The following is a 16463-nucleotide window of genomic DNA, read 5'->3' as shown; positions in this document are numbered from 1 at the left end:
GTTCGGGGGATTCCGGGGGTCGGGGCGGCGAGGAAACTCGGGCTGTGGGGAGCCGGGCGGAAGTGGCCGCCGCCGCGCTCGCGGTGGTCGAAGGCGCGGGCGGTGGCGAGTCGGGGACGCTGCTGATCTCGGGGGAGGCCGGCGTCGGCAAGACGACGCTGGTCCGGCTGGCGTGCGACGCCGCGGGCGGGGCGGTGTTGTGGGCGCCCTGTCTGCCGCTGACCTCCTTGTCGGTGCCTCTTCTTCCCTTGCGTACGGCGGTTCGGGGGCTCGCGGTGCGGCCGGAGCTGGACAGCTCTGAGGCGCTGCTCGTCTTTGACACGTGGCTCGACCGGGCGGCCGGGGACGAACCCGTCGTGCTGGTCGTCGATGACCTGCAGTGGGCCGATCAGAGTTCGCTCGATGTGCTCATGTACGTGATCGCGGGGCGGCGGGATCGGCGGCTGGCGGTGCTGGTCACCATCCGGACCGGGGAGGACGGGCGGTTGCGGCGGTGGCTGGCCGATGTGCGGCGGCTTCCGGGCGTACGGGAAATGGCTCTTGACCGCCTCGATCGGGTGTCGACGGGGGAGCAGATCGGCGGGCTGCTCGGGCGGCCGCCGCACGAGTCGCTCGTGGACGACGTGTTCGCGCGCTCGGCCGGGAATCCTTATCTGACCAAGCTGCTGGTTCGCGGGCTCGACCCCGATGCGCGGTCCCTGCCGCCGCATCTGCCGGACGAGCTGCGCGGGGCCCTGTCTCGTACGTGGCACAGCCTGTCGCCGCCGGCGCGCGAGGTAACGACAGCGATCGCCGTCGCCGGGCGGCCCACGGCGGCCGCGGCGCCGGGTGAGGTGCTGCGGGAAGCGCTCGACGCGGGTGTGCTGACCGTCGACGACTACGGGCGGTACTGGTTCGCCCATCCGCTGCTGGCCGAGGTGCTGGTCGAGGGCCTGCTGCCGGAGGAACGGCGGTCCCGGCACGCGGCCCTGGCCGAAAGCGCCGACGACCCGATCGAGCGCGCCGATCACTACTACCGGGCCGGGATGGACGATGAGGCCTACCGGTGGGCGCTGAAGGCCACGGCCGTGACCGGTCCTCGAGGTGCGGCCGAGACCGTCCGATTGCTGCGACGGGCCCTGCGGCTGCGGCCGGAGGGCGCCGAGGAATCGGCCGAGGACCTGCTGCACCTCATTCGCCGGGCCGCCCATGTCGCGGGCCGGCTCACCGACGAGGTGGCGGCGATCGACGATCTGCTCGCCCTCGTCGACCAGGACGCTCAACCCATGGTGGCCGCGGAACTTCTGGCTTGTCGGATCCCACTCGCCTTCTCGGCCGGGAAGGGAAACACTTCGCTCGAGGACGCGGCCAAGGCGGAACGCCTTTCCTCGGCGCACCCGCGAAGCCGCGAACATGCGCTGGCCGTCGGGGCGGTCGCTTTCAGCCGCTTGTGGCGGGAGGTGGCGGACGGGCCGGTCAAGGCGGCCGAGGCCCTGCGGCTGGCTCGGGCAGGCGGCTGGCCCGACGCGCTCATGCTCGCGCTGAGCGCGACCTCGCAGGCCCGCTGTGGCGCGGGGGACCTCGCGGGCGGGGCGGAGGCCGCACGAGAGTTGCTCGCACTCGCTCTTCGCCTGGGCGAGTTCGAGTGGGCGGTCGATGCAACTTACTGGGTCCTCAACAACAGCGCAGGCGCTACAGCGCAGGCTCTCGTCGACGATGCCCGCGCCTGCCGCCAGGAACTGGAGCGGGCGGGCGCCGTCCACAGCCACGTGTCGGAGATCTGTTCCCTCGAGGCCGAGTACCTGCTGGTCGTCGGCGACTGGCGAGGCTGCCTCGACCGGCTCCGAGTGGCCCTCGGCGCCCGGCCCAGTGTCCTGGCCGACGCGCGCGGACGGAACACGGCCGCGATACTTTCCTGCCGGCAGGGGCGGTTCACGGAGGCGGAAGCTCACGCCGCACGAGCCGGCGAACTGATCGCGGGGGCGGCCGACTTCTCGCCGTTCCCGTTCGACGCGGTGAACGCGGAGCTGGCCGTCAGCCGCGGCGACACCGAACGGGCGCTGGCGTGTTCTTTCCACGGCCTCGCCCTGCATCCGCCGCCGCTCGACGCGGAGAGGTTGCTGCCACTCGCCGCGCGAGCGCTGGCCGACCGGGTCCAAGCCGATCGGGACCAGGGCGAGGACCCCTCGGCCGAGCTCGAACGGATGCGTGACCTGCGGCAGCGGTATCCCCGCGTCGCCGTCGTGGAGCCGAACCTGTCCAAGTTCAACGCCCGGTGGCTCGCGGCGATGCAGTGCTGGGCCGACGCCGAGACGGCCCGGGCCCGGCGCGACCCGGCCGAGCTCACGTGCTGGCATGCCGCGGCGGAGGCGTGCGACGAGGCCGTCCTGCCATGGGACGAGGCCTACTGCCGGTGGCGGGAGGCGCAGGCCGCGCTGCGGGGCCGCGCCGGCCGCAGGCAAGGAACAACGGCGCTGCGCCGGGCTCACGAACTGGCCACCGACCTGCAGGCCGCGCCGCTGCTGGCCGACGTGGACCTGCTGGCCCGCAACGCTCACATCACGTTCGAGGCCGTGGTCGTGGATTCGGCCGGTGACGCTATTCCCGGGCTGACCCCGCGCGAGCGTGAAGTCCTCGTCCATCTGGTGTCCGGGCGGACCTACAGCGAGATCGCTCGTGCCCTGGTGCTGAGCGAGAAGACCGTGGGCGTGCACGTCTCGAACATGCTGCGCAAGACGGGCACGACCGGGCGGGCCGAACTGGCCGAGCTGGCCCGCCGCCGCAGCTAGCCCAGCAGGCGCCGTTCCCAGGCCCAGGCGGCGATCTCGACGCGGTTGCGGGCGTTCAGCTTCGTCATCACGCTGCCGACGTGGGTCTTGACCGTGCCGATCGAGATGAACAGCTGGGCCGCGATCTCGGCGTTGGTCAGGCCCTTGGCGGCCAGCCGCACCACGTCCAGCTCGCGCGGCGACAGGCCACCGTCGTCGCCCGAGGGCGCCGGCGGGGACAGGTGCTCGAGCAGCCGTACGGTGATGGACGGGCTGATCAGGGCGTCGCCCGAGACGGCCGCTCTTACGGCCTCGACCAGCAGGGCCGGGCCCGAGTCCTTCAGCAGGAAGCCGGCCGCGCCGTTGCGCAGCGCCTGGTGCACGTACTCGTCGAGGTCGAACGTGGTCACCACGACCACCTTGACCGGGTCGGTGACACCGGGGCCGGAGAGCAGCCGCAACGCCTCCAGGCCGTCCATCTTGGGCATGCGGATGTCGAGCAGGGCCACGTCCGGCTTCAGCTTGCGGGCCAGCGCCACCGCCTCGACGCCGTCGGCGGCCTCGCCCACGACCTCCATGTCGGGCTGGGCGCCGATGATCATGCCGAAGCCGGTGCGGACCATGGCCTGGTCGTCGGCGATCAGTACGCGGATCATGGCTCCGTCCGGGGGTCGATCGGGAACGCGGCGTCGACCACCCAGCCGCCCTCGATGCCCGGCATGGCCGTGATGCGGCCGCCGACCGCGCGGACCCGTTCGGTCAGGCCCACGAGACCGTACCCCGGACGCTCGCGCGGCGTTCCCGCACGGGCCGGAATCACCCCGTCGTTGGCCACCCGCACCAGCAGCCACTCGGGTGTGCGCCGGATCCAGATGTCGGCCGCCGACGCCTCGGGCGCGTGCTGGCGCACGTTGGTCAGCGCCTCCATCACCACCCGGTAGGCCGAGGTGGAGATCTCGACCGGAAGGCCGTGCAGTTCGCCGTCCAGGTGCATGCGGGCCTTGGCGCCGCCCGCCGAGTTGAACTGGTCGAGCAGCGCGCCCAGGTCGTGCAGGCCGGCCACGGGGGCCAGCGGGGCGTCCGGCTTCGAGTCGGGGTCGCGCAGCACGCCGACCATCCGGCGCATCGACGCCATGGTCTCGGCGCCGGCCTGTTCGATCTGGTCGAGCGCGGTCAGCACCCGCTGCGGGTCCTGCTCGGCGATGAACTTGGCCCCCTGGGCCTGCACGACGATGCCGGTGACGTGGTGGGCGATGAAGTCGTGCAGGTCGCGGGCGAACTCGGCGCGCTGCTCGGCCCGGACGGCGTCGACCGCGCGCTGCCGCGAGCCCTCGATGATCCGCAGGTAGATGCCGAGGCCGATGGCGGCCGCGGCGGCCAGCGCCTGGATCAGCCCGAAGATGACGTAGAGGTAGTCCTGCCCGCCCCGCAGCGGCGCGAAGCTGACCGCGGCGCCCACGATGAGCAGCGCGGTCGCGGCCCGGCCGGGCGGCGAGTGGCGGGCCACCACGTAGCAGACACCGAGCAGGGCGGCCGATTCGGCGAGGCCCCAGCTGACCCCGTACGAGCCGGGTGAGGTCGCGGCCACCCCGATCGTCACCAGCAGCGAGGCGGCGCCCAGCACCATCGCGGCGTTGGGCAGCCGGGTCGAGCCGGGCCGGTGCACCGGCAGCCAGACCGCGGCCGCGGCCAGCGCCAGGACGACCTGCAGCAGGCCCAGCACCTCGGACTGGCGCATCAGGCCCTGGGCGACGTCGAACAGCCCGAGGATCGCCATCCCGAAGAGCGCGAGGAACTGCGCCAGGCGGCGAAGGATGATCCGGTTCGGGTTGGTCTGCATCGTCGTCCAGCGTATGCGCTGGTGCGGGGGCTCCCATCGGCCGAAAGACAGATCCGCCGCCCGCGCGGGGCCCGGCCTGCGGCTGATGTGCCGGCCGATCGGCTCCCCACATGATTCGCAGCGTCGAAGAACGCCACCGAGTTAGTGGGGAAATCATGCAGACGCAGAACGTGGACACGTTGGCCGCGGTCGCCGCCGTCGACCTGGTCAAGGTCTACGGCAGTGGGGACACGGCGGTGCGGGCGCTGGACGGTGTGACCGTCGGCTTCGCCCGGGCCCAGTTCACCGCCATCATGGGGCCGTCCGGCTCCGGCAAGTCCACCCTGATGCACTGCCTGGCCGGCCTGGACACCGCCACGTCGGGCCAGGCGCTGCTCGGGGGCACCGACCTGACCCGGCAGAGCGACAAGGTGCTGACCAAGGTGCGCCGGGAACGGATCGGCTTCGTCTTCCAGGCCTTCAACTTGCTGCCCCAGCTGACCGCGGCGCAGAACATCGTGCTGCCGCTGGAGCTGTCCGGCCGCCGGCCCGACCCGCACCTGTACAGCCATCTGACCGAGTCGCTGGGCATCGTGGGCCGGCTCGACCACCGGCCCGGTGAGCTCTCCGGCGGCCAGCAGCAGCGGGTGGCGATCGCCCGCGCGCTCATGTCGCGGCCCGAGGTGGTGTTCGCCGACGAGCCCACCGGCAACCTGGACTCGCGGTCGGGCGCCGAGGTGCTGCTGTTCCTGCGCAATTCCGTACGTGAACTGGGCCAGACGATCGTCATGGTGACCCACGACCCGGGCGCCGCCGCCTACGCCGACCGGGTCGTGCTGCTGGCCGACGGCCGGGTCGCCGGCGAGCTCGACCGCCCCGACATCACCTCGGTCTCGGACGCCCTGCAGAGCCTGGCGGTCGCGCGATGAGCGTCCTGCGCACCCAGTTGCGGGGCGTGGCCCGCCGCCCGTCGCGCCTGCTGCTGACCGGCCTGGCCGTGCTGGTGGTCTCGTTCGTCGTGTACGCCACCGTGCTGGCCCAGCAGATCACCGAGCGCAGCGTGCTCAACGGCCTCAGCGGCACGCCCGAGGCGGTCGACGTGGTCGTGCACAACGGCACGATCAAGGCCGCGCAGCTGGCCGCGGTCACGAAGACGGCCGGCGTCGCGGAGGCGGTCGGCCGGGTCGACTACGGCGGCGAGGTCGGCGGCGAGTACCTGCAGCTGCAGGCCGACCCGGGCACCGGGCCGCTCGCGCTGACCACGGTCACCCAGGGCCGGTTCCCGACGGCGCCGGGCGAGGTCGCGGTCACCCCGCGCACGGTCGAGCGGATGGGCCTCAGGCTGGGCGCCACGGCCGATGCGCAGCTGCGCTACGACGAGCAGGGCAACCCCCTGCCCAAGACCAAGATCAAGGTCGTCGGGATCGTCTCGGCCCGTGACGACTTCGGCTTCCAGGCGTACGCCCCCACGGCCGCCCTGGTGAAGCTGACCGCAGCCCCGTTCCTGAGCCAGATCGACGTGCGCCTCGCCCCCGGCGCCGACGCGGCCGCCGTACAGGGAAAGATCGACGCCCTCTTCCCGCCGGGCGACGAGCGCCCGCAGGTCAGCGACGGCGCCACCGTCCGCCACGACGAGGCCAAGGCCAAGGCCTCGGACGTCAACGCGATCTTCGCCGTCATCGCCATGTTCGTGGCCATCGCCGTGGTCGCGGCCGGCCTGGTCGCCACCTCGACGTTCCGGATCGTCTTCGCCCAGCGGATGCGCCAGCTGGCCCTGCTGCGCGCGGTCGGGGCCGGCCGCCGCTCGATCACCGGCGCGCTGGCCGCCGAGGGCGCGCTGACCGGCCTGGTCACCGGCACGGTGGGCGTGCTGATCGCGCTCGGCGTCGGTCACCTCATCCCTGCCGCGGCGGGCTGGTTCGACAAGAAGATCGCCTCGCCCGGGGTGCCGGTTCCGGCCGCCCTGGGCACGATCGCCCTGGCCGTCCTGATCACCACGCTGGCCGTGCTGGCCCCGGCCGCCTCGGCCTCGCGGGTCTCGCCGCTGGAGGCGCTGCGTGGTTCCGGCACGACCGGCGCCCGGCGTGACATCGGCAAGCTGCGCTGGGCTGCCGGCATCCTGCTCACCGCGGGGGCGGTGCTGCTGGCCGGGTACGTGGTGACCCACCTGCCCGGCCGCGACCCCGAGGACTACAACGCGCAGCCGATGCTGTTCGCCATCGTCGCCTCGGGCGCGTTCGCCTTCTTCGCGCTGGTGGCGCTGGGCCCGGTGCTGGTGCGGCCGGTGCTGGCCCTGCTGGGCTGGCCGATCCGCCGCTCGGGCCCGGTCGGCCGGCTGGCCGCCGGGGGAGTGGGCTCGGCCCCGCGCCGGGCCGCCGCGGTCTCGGTCGTGGTCGCGCTCGGCGTCACGCTGATCGCGGGCGCCCTGGTCGGCGGGGCGTCGTTCCGGGTGCTGGTCGACCGGGAGACGGCCGCGTCGTCGCCGGCGGACTACGAGCTGACCGGCGTGAACGAGGACCCGGTGCCGGCCGGCCTGGTCGAGCAGCTGAGGAAGAACGACAACGTCAGCCACGTGACCCCGTACCGGCGGCAACTGGCCAAGATCGGCGGGCAGCTGGAGCTGCCGGTGACCGACCTGGCAATGTCCGGGCTGCCGCAGCTGAAGAAGCTGGACGCGGTGAGCGGGTCGCTGGGCGACACCGGGCCGGGCAGGGTCGTGCTGTCCGGGTTCGCGGGCGACGTGACCGGGGCTCGGGTGGGCGACCAGGTGCCGTTCCAGATCGGGAAGCGCACGGTCAAGCTGACCGTGGCGGCCGTGCTGCCGGACGATGCACCGCTGCACGCCTCGGCCGTGCTCGACCCGGCCGACCTGACGAAGCTGGGCGCTCCCACCGCGTACGCGGGAGTGCTGGCCGACGCCGTGGCGAGCGGCGAGAAGGCGCGCACCGACGGCAACCGGGCGATCCAGGACGCGCAGGCCGCGGCGGGTGGCAAGTGGCGGGTCGACGTGCTGGCCGACCAGCGCGACCAGATCAACGACAACGTCACGCTGCTGCTGGTGATCGCGGTCGGCCTGATCGGTCTCACGGTGGTGATCGCGGTGGTCGGCGTGGGCACCACGACCGCGCTGTCGGTGGTCGAGCGGGTCCGCGAGTCCGGCGTGCTGCGCGCGGTCGGCCTGTCCAAGAGCGGTCTGCGCACGATGCTGACGGCCGAGTCGGCGCTCTACGGCGTCATCGGCGCCGCCATCGGGCTGGCCCTCGGGGTTCCGTACGCCTGGCTGGCCGTCAAGGCGCTCGGTGTCAACGCTCCTCTGGCCGTCCCGTACCTGCAGCTCGCGGCGGTCTTCGCCGTGCTCGTCGGGCTGACCGCGCTGGCCGGCGTGCTGCCCGCCCGCCGCGCGGCGAAGGTGAGCCCGGTGGCCGCGCTGGGCGCCGAATAACCGCCAGGCGGAAGGCCGGCCGGTGGGCTATACAGCAGGGATGGACGAGTTCTGGCCCCTGTTCGGCCTCCGGCTGGCCTTCCGCGACGTGCTGCTGCGCCCGATGACCGAGGCCGACCTGCCCCACCTGGCCTCGGTGCTGCCGGGCGACGTGGGGCACGACCCGCGGCTGGCGATGTACGACTCGCTGACCTACGAGGAGAACGAGCGCCGGCTGTTCTGCCAGGGCTACTGGCGGGCGCTCGGCACCTGGTCGCCGGAGTCGTGGGTGCTGCACTTCGCGGTCTCGCATCAGGGCCGGCTGGTCGGGGTGCAGACGCTGGAGGGCGACAACTTCCCGGCTCTGCGCACAGTGGACTCGGCGTCGTGGCTCGTTCCCGACGTGCGCGGCCGCGGCGTGGGGGTCGCCATGCGTACGGCGATGCTGCAGTTCGCCTTCGGCGAGCTCGGCGCGACGGCCGCGATCACCTCGGCCACCACCACCAACGCGGCCTCGCTGGGCGTCTCGCGCCGGGTCGGGTACGCCGAGAACGGGGTCAGCACGATCGTCGACACCGGCGGCGACGTGGTCGAACTCCGGCATTTCCGGCTCACGGCCGGCCACTGGCCCGGCGCCGACGTGACTGTGACCGGTTTCCCGCCCTGCCGGCCCTGGTTCGGGATGGCGGGCTGAGAACTCTTTCGATAGCCTCACGCCCGGCTTTTTGACTTGATCAAACGGGGGACAACGTGCGGCGTCGATGGGCGATAGGCATAGGGAGCGCGGCTGCGGTGCTGGCGGCAGGCGGCGGAGTGGCCGTCCTGACCTGGCCCGCGGGCGGGGTGGCGACGTTCATGTCGGACGAACCGGCGGCCGCGCTGCCGCCGGTGGCGGTCCCGGCCGCCGCGCCCGCCGCTAAGCCGTCCGGCATCCGCATCGACCAGGTCGACCTCGGGAAGCTGGGCCGCAAGTTCTCGCTGCCGCAGCGGCCGACCGAGAAGTTCAGCATGGTCAGCGTCAGCTGGAACAGCCCCAAGGACGCGCCCGACGGGACCGTGCAGGTGCGCACCCGCAGCGCCCGCACCGGCCAGTGGACCGGCTGGAAATCGCTGTCGATCGCCGAGGACGCGGCCGACCTGGCCGGCGAGCGGTCCCGCGTGCGCGGCCGCACCGCCCCGCTCTGGACCGGGCCTTCGGACGGCGTGGCGGCCCGGCTCGTCGGCGCCGCCGCCAAGCCGCTGCCGGCCGGTCTGCTGCTCAAGCTGATCGACCCGAACGCGCAGGAGGGCGGCCGCGGCGGCGGCGAGCCGGCTCCGACGCCGACCGTTCCGACGATTCCCAAGGCGCCGCCGCCCGCGATCGTCACCGGGACACCCACCCCGGAGGCGACGACCTCCACCAAGCCGCCGGCGACGACCGCGGCCCCGCCGACCACCACGGCCACCTCCGCGGCGCCGACCACCGTGCCGCCGGGTGTGCCGAAGCCGCCGATGCCCGCCTACGTCTCCCGGGCCGGCTGGAAGGCCAACGAGAGCCTGGTCAAGGCGCCGCCCACGATCGCCCAGGAGGGCGTGAAGCTGGTCTGGGTGCACCACACCGGCACCGAGTTCCCGAAGACGTGCGCCGACGCCCCCGACTTCGTCCGGGCCATCATGGCCACCGACATCTCCGAGGGCTTCGACGACATCGGCTACAACTTCCTCGTCGACAACTGCGGCACGATCTACGAGGGCCGCAAGGGCGGTGTCAGCAAGGCGGTGGTGGGCGCGCACGTGGCCGGGTTCAACACCGGGACGGCCGGCATCGCGCTGATCGGCGACTACACCAAGGTGCGGCCGAGCAACGCCGCCCTCACCTCGATCGCCAAGCTGGCGGCGTCCCGCCTCGGCGCGTACGGCAACGACCCGACGAGCACCACGACGCTGGTCGCCGGCATCGACGGCATGAAGTGGCCCAAGGGCACGGTGGTGACCTTCCCGCGCATCGCCGGTCACCGCGACGGCGCCGAGACGGAATGCCCGGGCGACCTGTTCTACCCGCTGCTGGGCCAGATCCGCGGCCGCGCGGCGCTGCCCGGCCTGGCCATCACTTCGGTCACCGGCGGCGAGCCGACCACCGGCCCCTACTACCTGCACGACAAGGGCCAGGTGCACTGGACCGTCGGCGGCGACCCGGGGAGGATCAGCCGGTTCGACGTGCTGGTCGACAGCAAGGTGGTAACGACCTCCACCACCAGTTCGGCGCCGATCACCGTGTCGCCCGGCTCGCACAACGTGGCCGTCCGCGTGGTGCACGAGACCGGCGCCACCGACATCACCCCGGTCACCAAGGTCATCGGCGACGTGACCAGTCCGACCTTCCCCACCCCGCCGACGGTGGCGCTGAAGACCGGCACCTACTCGGCCACCTCGGTGCCGGTGGCGGTCAACTTCAAGTCGGCCGACAACAACGGCAAGATCGCCCGTCAGCAGTCCCTGTCGCCGAACCAGGTGTCGATGCTCGGCACGTCAACGGTGTGGAACGCGACAGTCAAGCCGAACGTGGCCGTGACGTACTCCGTACGGGCCCAGGACATGGCCTACAACCAGGGCGTCTCGACCGTCTCGCGGACGATCGTCCAGATGCCCGAGACGTCGGCCAAGCGCACCGGCGCCTGGAGCACCCGGTCGGCCGCCACGACCTACCTGGGCGGCAAGGCGCTGGCCGCGTCGGCCAGGAACGCCAAGCTGGCCTACACGTTCAACGGGCGCTCGGCCGCGCTGACCTTCACCCGCACCCCGTCCACGGGCCAGGCGAACATCTTGGTGGACGGCGTGAAGGTGGCCACGGTGGACACCAAGGCATCGGCCACGAGCCACCGCCAGACGATCTGGGTCAAGGCGCTGACGGCCAAGGTGCACACCGTCTCCGTCGTGGTCGCCGGCACCAGCGGCCGCCCGACCGTCATCTCGGACGGGCTTACGTACGTCAAATAGAGCTCAGCCGTTCCGGCGGGCCTGACCCCGCCGGTCCGGTCCGCCGGGGTCGGGGGCGGGCGGCAGCGTGAACCAGAAGGTCGCGCCGCGCCCGTCCTCGCCCTCGGCCCAGATCTCGCCGCCGTGCCGCTCGATCGCCCGGTGCACGGTGGTCAGGCCGATGCCGGTGCCCGGGAAGTCCTCGGCGCTGTGCAGGCGGGCGAACGGCCGGAAGAGCTCGCCCGCCTTGCCCGCGGGGAAGCCGGCGCCGTTGTCGCGTACGTAGAAGCCCTGATCGGCCCGGCCCACCTCGATCGCCGGGTGCTCGACCTTGCGCGTGAACTTCACGGCGTTGTTGATCAGGTTCTCCAGGATGACCCGGACCAGGCCCTCGTCGGCGTCAGCTTCCATGCCCTCGGTCACGGTGAAGGCGACCTTGTGCTCCGGGTCGCGCGCCTCGACCTCGGCGATCACCTGCCACGTCGTAGTGGTCAGGTCGAACTCGGCCCGGCGGAGGTCGCCCCGGCTGGCCCGGGCCAGGATCAGCAGCGACTCGACCAGGTCGGCCATCCGGTGGGCGGCGGCCTGGATCCGGCTCAGCCGGCGCCGGGCCTCCGGGCTGAGCGGGTCGTCCTCGTCGTCCAGCATGTGCTCGGCGAAGCTGCTGATCACCTGCAGCGGCCCCCGCAGGTCGTGCGAGACCGAGCCGCTGAACGCCTCCAGCTCGCGGTTGCGCCACTCCAGCTCCTCGACCAGGGCGGCCCGGGTCTCGGCGAGCTGGCGGGCCGACCGTTCCTCGGCCGCGTCCAGCTCGCGGCGCATCAGCTCCTCGCGGATGCGCCGGCTCTCGTCGTGCGACTGCTTGCGGCGGATCTGCGTGCGGACGTGGGCCCGCAGCGCGTCGGCCCCCGAGTCGGCCCGTACGTAGTCGTCGGCCCCCGAGGCCAGGCAGGCCAGCATGTCGTCGTCGGTCGACCCGGTCATCACCACCGGTGTCTCGCCGATCACCGGGACTTCCTTGATCCTCCGGCAGGCCTCCCGGCCCAGGTCGCCGGCCAGGCCCAGGCCCAGCACGATGCAGTCGACCGGCTGCTCGGCCAGCAGGTCGAGCGCGTCCTCGGTGGCCGCCACCGGGATCACGTCGTGGCCCTCGTCGCGCAACGCGGCCGCCAGCTCGGTCAGCCGCTGCCGGTCCGGGGTCAGCGCCAGCACCTTGCTCGGCCCGTGCAGGCTGCCGACCTCGATCGGCAGCTGCTCGGTGCTCTGCCGCAGGACCGCGTTCAGCTTGGCCGGCACGATGGCCAGGTTCTGCTGCTTGCGGACGAACGCGTCGGCCCCCGCGTCGAGCATCTGCAGCTCGGTGGCGTAGTCGTCGGCCGCCGTCATCAAAATGCACGGGGTGTCGCGCAGGGCCGGGTCGAGGCGGATGCGGCGGATCACCGTGGCGCCGTCGATGCCGGGCATCACGCCGTCGACGATGACCGCCTGGGGCCGGCGGTCGGCCGCCACCCGCAGGCCGTCCTCGCCGCTGGGGGCGGTCAGCACGGCGTACCCCTCGCCCTCGAGCAGCTCGCGCAGCTGCTCGCGGAAGGTCATGCTGTCGTCCACGATGAGCACGGTGGTGCGGTCGTCGGAGCGGGCCGGGCCGTCCCGCAGCAGCTGGCGCACCCGGGCCACGACGTATCCTGCATCGTACGGTTTTCCGACGTACTCGTCGGCGCCGATGCGCAGCCCGGCCAGCCGGTCGGCCACCTCGTCCTCGGTGCTGAGCAGCACGGTGACCACCCGGGCCCGGCTGGGCAGGCCGCGCAGCTCGGTCAGCAGCTCCAGCCCGTCGGCGTCGGGCAGCAGCACGTCGAGCACGGCCACGTCGAACTCGTCGCCCACGAAGGCGGCCCGGGCCTCGGTTCCGGTCGCGCACAGGATGGTGCCGAAGCCGTCGGCCTCGAACGCCTCGTGCAGGTCCATGCGCACGGTGAGGCTGTCGTCCACGATGAGCACGCGCTGGGTCATCGCCGGCTCCCCGCGGGCTGCAGCTCGGCCAGCCGGGCGGCGATCCGGGCCGGCGGCAGCACGTAGGCGGCCGCGCCGAGCAGGGCGGCCTCGCGCGGCATGCCGTACACCACGCAGCTCGCCTCGTCCTGGGCGAAGGTGACCGCGCCCCGCGAGCGCATGGTCAGCAGGCCCTCGGCGCCGTCGCGGCCCATGCCGGTGAGCAGGCAGCCGGCCGCCATCGGGCCGTACTCGGCGGCCACCGACTCGAACAGCACGTCGACCGAGGGCCGGCACGAGTGCCGGGGCGGCCCGTCGGTGACCCGCACCATGCCGTCGCGCACCACCAGGTGCCGGTCGGGCGGGGCCAGCACGACCCGGCCGGTCAGCGCGGCCAAGGGGGTGCGGTCGCGGGCGTAGCTCACGTCGCGGCCGGTCTGCCCGGCCAGCCAGTCCGAGAAGGCGACGGCGAACGGCTCGCTGGCCGCGATGTGCTGCACGCACAGCACCGGCGGCAGGAAGCCGGCCGGCAGCGCGCGCAGCAGATCGGTCAGCGCGCCCGGTCCACCGGTCGAGGCGCCCAGCGCGACGGCGCGCACGGCGTCGATCGAAGGCGGCGCCGCGGGTGTGGGCGGCGGAGGAGCGGGCGGCTCGACCCGCGAGCGGCCCCGCCCGTCCAGCCGGGCCCGGGGATGAGTGATCACGCGAATGCGCGAGACCAGGCGCACGGCCGCGCACAGCCGCCGCCCCCAGTCGGCGTCGGTGGCGTCGCCGCGGGGCTTCTCGAGCACGTCGACCGCGCCCGCGGCCAGGGCGTTGTACGTGCTGAAGAGCTCGCGCCGGTCGGCCGACGAGACGACCAGGATGGGCGTCGGGTGCTCGGCCATGATGTGCTCGGTGGCGACCAGGCCGCTCATCGTCGGCAGCATCATGTCCATGGTCACCACGTCGGGGCGCAGGCGCGCGACCATCTCGACCGCGTCGCCGCCGTCGGTGGCCTCGCCCACCACCTGCAGCTCCGGGTCGCTTGCGAGCGACTCGCGCAGGTGGTGGCGCATGGTCGCGGAATCCTCCACGAGCAGGACACGGATCATCAGAGGATCAGCCTCCGGATGTGCGCCAGCAGTTCCTCCTGGTTGAACTCGCCCTTGATCACGTACGCGGCCGCGCCCGCCTCGGTGCCCCGGCGCTTGTCCTCGGCGCTGGCCCGCGAGCTGACCAGGATCGCCGGCACGTGGGCCAGTTGCGGATCGGCCTTCGCGCGCGCCACGAACGTGAAGCCGTCGATGCCGGGCATGTCGATGTCCGACAGGTACAGCCCGTACTCGCGGCTGCGGGCCCGTTCCAGGCCCTCCTCGCCCGAGGCGGCCAGGTCCACCTCGTAGCCGGCCGACTCGAGGATGCTGCGCTCGAGCATGCGGGTGGTCAGCGAGTCGTCGACGACCAGGATCGGCATCCGGGGCTTGGCCGAGGCCGAGGCGTCGCCGCGGGCGGTCGCGCTCTCCTGGCGGGCCTCGGCCACCAGCCCGTGCGCGTCCAGCACGAGCCGGGGGTTGCCGTCCAGGTCGATCGAGACGCTGCCGATCACCGGGGCGGCCGGGGCGAGGTCGGGCAGCGGGCGGGCGACCAGCGTGGAGATGCCGGCCAGCCGGTCGACGCCGATGGCCACGGTGTCGCGGTCGGCCGCCAGCACCACGGCGACGCCGGAGCGCGGCTCCTCCTCGGCCGGCGCGACCCGCAGGGCCTGGGCCAGCGGCAGGAACGGCAGCACCTCGCGCTCGTGGGCGAGCCGGGCGGTGGCGGTGGCCGCGGCCACCTCGTCGGCCCCCAGACGCACGCACCGGCGCACGGCGTCCAGCGGCATCGTGGCGGTGGTGCCGCCGGTCTCGACGATCAGGCCGTTCATGCTGAGCAGGGTCAGTGGCACGACTAAGCGGACGGTGGCGCCCTGCCCGGGCCGGTTGGCGATGGACACCTCGCCGCCCAGCTGCAGGGCCACGTCCCGGGCGACGTCCATGCCGATGCCGCGGCCGGCCACCTCGGTGACCCCGGGCGCGGTGCTGATCCCGCCGTGCAGCACGAGGTCGATCAGCCCCTGCGGGCCGGGGTTGGCGCCGGGGCCGATCAGGCCGCGCTCCTCGGCCGTGCGGCGCAGGGCGGCCAGGTCGAAGCCGCGCCCGTCGTCGGTGCAGCGGAACTCGGCGTACCGGCCGCGGCGCTCGACGTGCACGCCGACCGTGCCCTCGGCCGGTTTGCCGGCGGCCAGCCGCTGGTCCTCGGGCTCGATGCCGTGCACGACCGCGTTCCGCACCACGTGCAGGAACGCGCCGCTGATGAGGTTGAGCAGGTTGGGGCCCATCCGCACGTCGGCCCCGGTGGCCTGGAACCGCACCCGCTTGCCCTCGGCGTCGGCGGCGTCGCGCACGGCCCGGCGCAGCGCCGTGAAGATCGAGCCGGCCGGCACCAGGCGCAGTCCCTCGGCCCGGCCGCGGACCTCGTCGAGCTCGCGTTCGACCTGGTCGACGGCGTCGGTGAGGCGGCGGCCGAGCGCGCCCAGCTCGCCCGCGAGGCGGCGCACCGAGGTGCGGGCCGAGGCGTCGCTGACGGTGGTGCGGCCGACCCGCATGCGCTCGCCCAGCGTCTCGACCTTGCGGTGCAGGCGGCCCAGCGTCCGGCCGCCGTCGCGCAGCGGGGCGATGCGGGCGCTGGCCTCGCTGATCGCGTCGAGCAGCTCGTCGAGGTCGGCGGTGGCGGCCCGCTCGGGGCGGTCGGCGGCCGCGGCGGCGCCCCGGGCCAGCTCGGCGTCCTCCCGGGCCTCGTCCACCTCGGCCTGGTTCTCGGGCGCGTTCAGGGGGACCGTGCGCACCGGCATACCCGGTTCAGCAGGCACGGCCGGTTCGGCGGGCGCGGCCGGCTCGGGCGCCGGGGCGGGGGCGGACAGCGAGTCCACGTACCCGCAGATCTCGTCGTTGAGGCGCAGCAGCTCGCGCATCTGGTCGGCCGCCAGCGCCGGCGTGGCCTCATCCCGGTGCGGGACCAGCACCTCCTCGAACTCGTGGGCCCGGTCGGCGATCTCCTGCTGCTTCACGACCCGGGCCGCGCCCTTGAGGGTGTGCGCGAACCGCAGCAGCCGGGCCACCACGTCGGCCTCGGGCTGCTGGTCCAGATCGAGGACGCCGGCGCTGATCTGGTCGACCAGCTCCTTGGCCTCTATTCGGAAGTAGCGGAGTGGATCCCTTTCCGCCATCAGTGGCGTCCGGTGCCGACCAGGTCCAGCAGCTCGCCGGAGAGGGTGGTGAGGTGGGCCGCGGTCTGCTTCGTCTGCACGGCGCTGGCCTCGGTCTCGCGGGTGACCCGGGCCGTGTCCGAGGCGGCGATGTTGACCTGCTCGACCGCGGTGGTCTGCTGCTTGGTCGACAGCTCGATCTCGCGGGTGGCGTCGCTGGTGGTCGAGACGAGCCCGGCGATGCGGCGGAACGAGCTGGTGGCGTCGTCGAACTGCCGGGAGCCGGAATCGACCGCCTTGGCC

The 16463-nt window shown here is 73.4% G+C and carries 10 protein-coding genes and 1 pseudogene; 5 read left to right on the top strand and 6 right to left on the bottom strand.

Annotated features, from left to right (window positions below):
- The first annotated feature begins 44 nt into the window (after positions 1 to 44).
- Positions 45 to 2768 (top strand): helix-turn-helix transcriptional regulator, encoded by a 2724-nt coding sequence (locus OWR29_RS46790; protein ID WP_267570176.1) that lies wholly within the window; start codon positions 45 to 47, stop codon positions 2766 to 2768.
- Here OWR29_RS46790 and OWR29_RS46785 read toward each other — a convergent pair.
- On the bottom strand, positions 2765 to 3403 hold the full coding sequence (locus tag OWR29_RS46785) for a response regulator (protein ID WP_267570175.1): 639 nt from the start codon (positions 3401 to 3403) through the stop codon (positions 2765 to 2767). The genes OWR29_RS46790 and OWR29_RS46785 overlap by 4 nt on opposite strands.
- Positions 3400 to 4587, bottom strand: a complete 1188-nt coding sequence (locus OWR29_RS46780; protein WP_267570174.1) for a sensor histidine kinase — start codon at positions 4585 to 4587, stop codon at positions 3400 to 3402. The genes OWR29_RS46785 and OWR29_RS46780 overlap by 4 nt, the downstream gene beginning before the upstream one ends.
- 152 nt (positions 4588 to 4739) lie before the next feature.
- Here OWR29_RS46780 and OWR29_RS46775 point away from each other — a divergent pair, with 152 nt between their 5' ends.
- The 4 genes from OWR29_RS46775 to OWR29_RS46760 all read left to right on the top strand — a co-directional run bounded on the left by OWR29_RS46775 (position 4740) and on the right by OWR29_RS46760 (position 10963).
- The gene (locus OWR29_RS46775; RefSeq protein WP_438872747.1) at positions 4740 to 5495 is read left to right on the top strand and encodes an ABC transporter ATP-binding protein; all 756 of its coding nucleotides are present in this window, start codon (positions 4740 to 4742) and stop codon (positions 5493 to 5495) included.
- Positions 5492 to 8008, top strand: a complete 2517-nt coding sequence (locus OWR29_RS46770; RefSeq protein ID WP_267570172.1) for an ABC transporter permease — start codon at positions 5492 to 5494, stop codon at positions 8006 to 8008. The genes OWR29_RS46775 and OWR29_RS46770 overlap by 4 nt, the downstream gene beginning before the upstream one ends.
- A gap of 40 nt (positions 8009 to 8048) precedes the next feature.
- Positions 8049 to 8681 carry a GNAT family N-acetyltransferase gene (locus OWR29_RS46765; RefSeq protein WP_267570171.1) on the top strand — a complete coding sequence of 211 codons (633 nt, stop codon included), beginning with the start codon at positions 8049 to 8051 and terminating at the stop codon, positions 8679 to 8681.
- 98 nt (positions 8682 to 8779) lie between these two features.
- The gene (locus OWR29_RS46760; protein ID WP_267570170.1) at positions 8780 to 10963 is read left to right on the top strand and encodes an N-acetylmuramoyl-L-alanine amidase; all 2184 of its coding nucleotides are present in this window, start codon (positions 8780 to 8782) and stop codon (positions 10961 to 10963) included.
- A 3-nt stretch (positions 10964 to 10966) separates the two neighbouring features.
- Here OWR29_RS46760 and OWR29_RS46755 read toward each other — a convergent pair whose 3' ends face one another.
- The 4 genes and pseudogenes from OWR29_RS46755 to OWR29_RS46740 all read right to left on the bottom strand — a co-directional run.
- On the bottom strand, positions 10967 to 12955 hold the full coding sequence (locus OWR29_RS46755; RefSeq protein WP_267570169.1) for a response regulator: 1989 nt from the start codon (positions 12953 to 12955) through the stop codon (positions 10967 to 10969).
- Positions 12952 to 14028 carry a chemotaxis-specific protein-glutamate methyltransferase CheB gene (cheB, locus tag OWR29_RS46750; RefSeq protein WP_267570168.1) on the bottom strand — a complete coding sequence of 359 codons (1077 nt, stop codon included), beginning with the start codon at positions 14026 to 14028 and terminating at the stop codon, positions 12952 to 12954. Before cheB ends, OWR29_RS46755 begins: the two co-directional genes overlap by 4 nt.
- Positions 14028 to 16181, bottom strand: a complete 2154-nt coding sequence (locus OWR29_RS46745; protein ID WP_267570167.1) for a hybrid sensor histidine kinase/response regulator — start codon at positions 16179 to 16181, stop codon at positions 14028 to 14030. The genes cheB and OWR29_RS46745 overlap by 1 nt, the downstream gene beginning before the upstream one ends.
- A pseudogene (locus tag OWR29_RS46740) lies at positions 16181 to 16463 on the bottom strand (methyl-accepting chemotaxis protein); the annotation flags it as partial. The gene OWR29_RS46745 and the pseudogene OWR29_RS46740, both read right to left, overlap by 1 nt.

This window comes from Paractinoplanes pyxinae (assembly GCF_026626335.1).
Taxonomy (GTDB): domain Bacteria; phylum Actinomycetota; class Actinomycetes; order Mycobacteriales; family Micromonosporaceae; genus Actinoplanes; species Actinoplanes pyxinae.
This window is presented reverse-complemented; position numbering and strand designations above follow the sequence as displayed.

Bases quoted from the DNA above. Each gene is read 5' to 3' on its own strand.
- OWR29_RS46765 (WP_267570171.1), top strand. From the start codon at position 8,049: ATGGACGAGTTCTGGCCCCTGTTCGGCCTCCGGCTGGCCTTCCGCGAC.
- OWR29_RS46745 (WP_267570167.1), bottom strand. From the start codon at position 16,181: ATGGCGGAAAGGGATCCACTCCGCTACTTCCGAATAGAGGCCAAGGAG.
- cheB (WP_267570168.1), bottom strand. From the start codon at position 14,028: ATGATCCGTGTCCTGCTCGTGGAGGATTCCGCGACCATGCGCCACCAC.
- OWR29_RS46755 (WP_267570169.1), bottom strand. From the start codon at position 12,955: ATGACCCAGCGCGTGCTCATCGTGGACGACAGCCTCACCGTGCGCATG.
- OWR29_RS46770 (WP_267570172.1), top strand. From the start codon at position 5,492: ATGAGCGTCCTGCGCACCCAGTTGCGGGGCGTGGCCCGCCGCCCGTCG.
- OWR29_RS46780 (WP_267570174.1), bottom strand. From the start codon at position 4,587: ATGCAGACCAACCCGAACCGGATCATCCTTCGCCGCCTGGCGCAGTTC.
- OWR29_RS46785 (WP_267570175.1), bottom strand. From the start codon at position 3,403: ATGATCCGCGTACTGATCGCCGACGACCAGGCCATGGTCCGCACCGGC.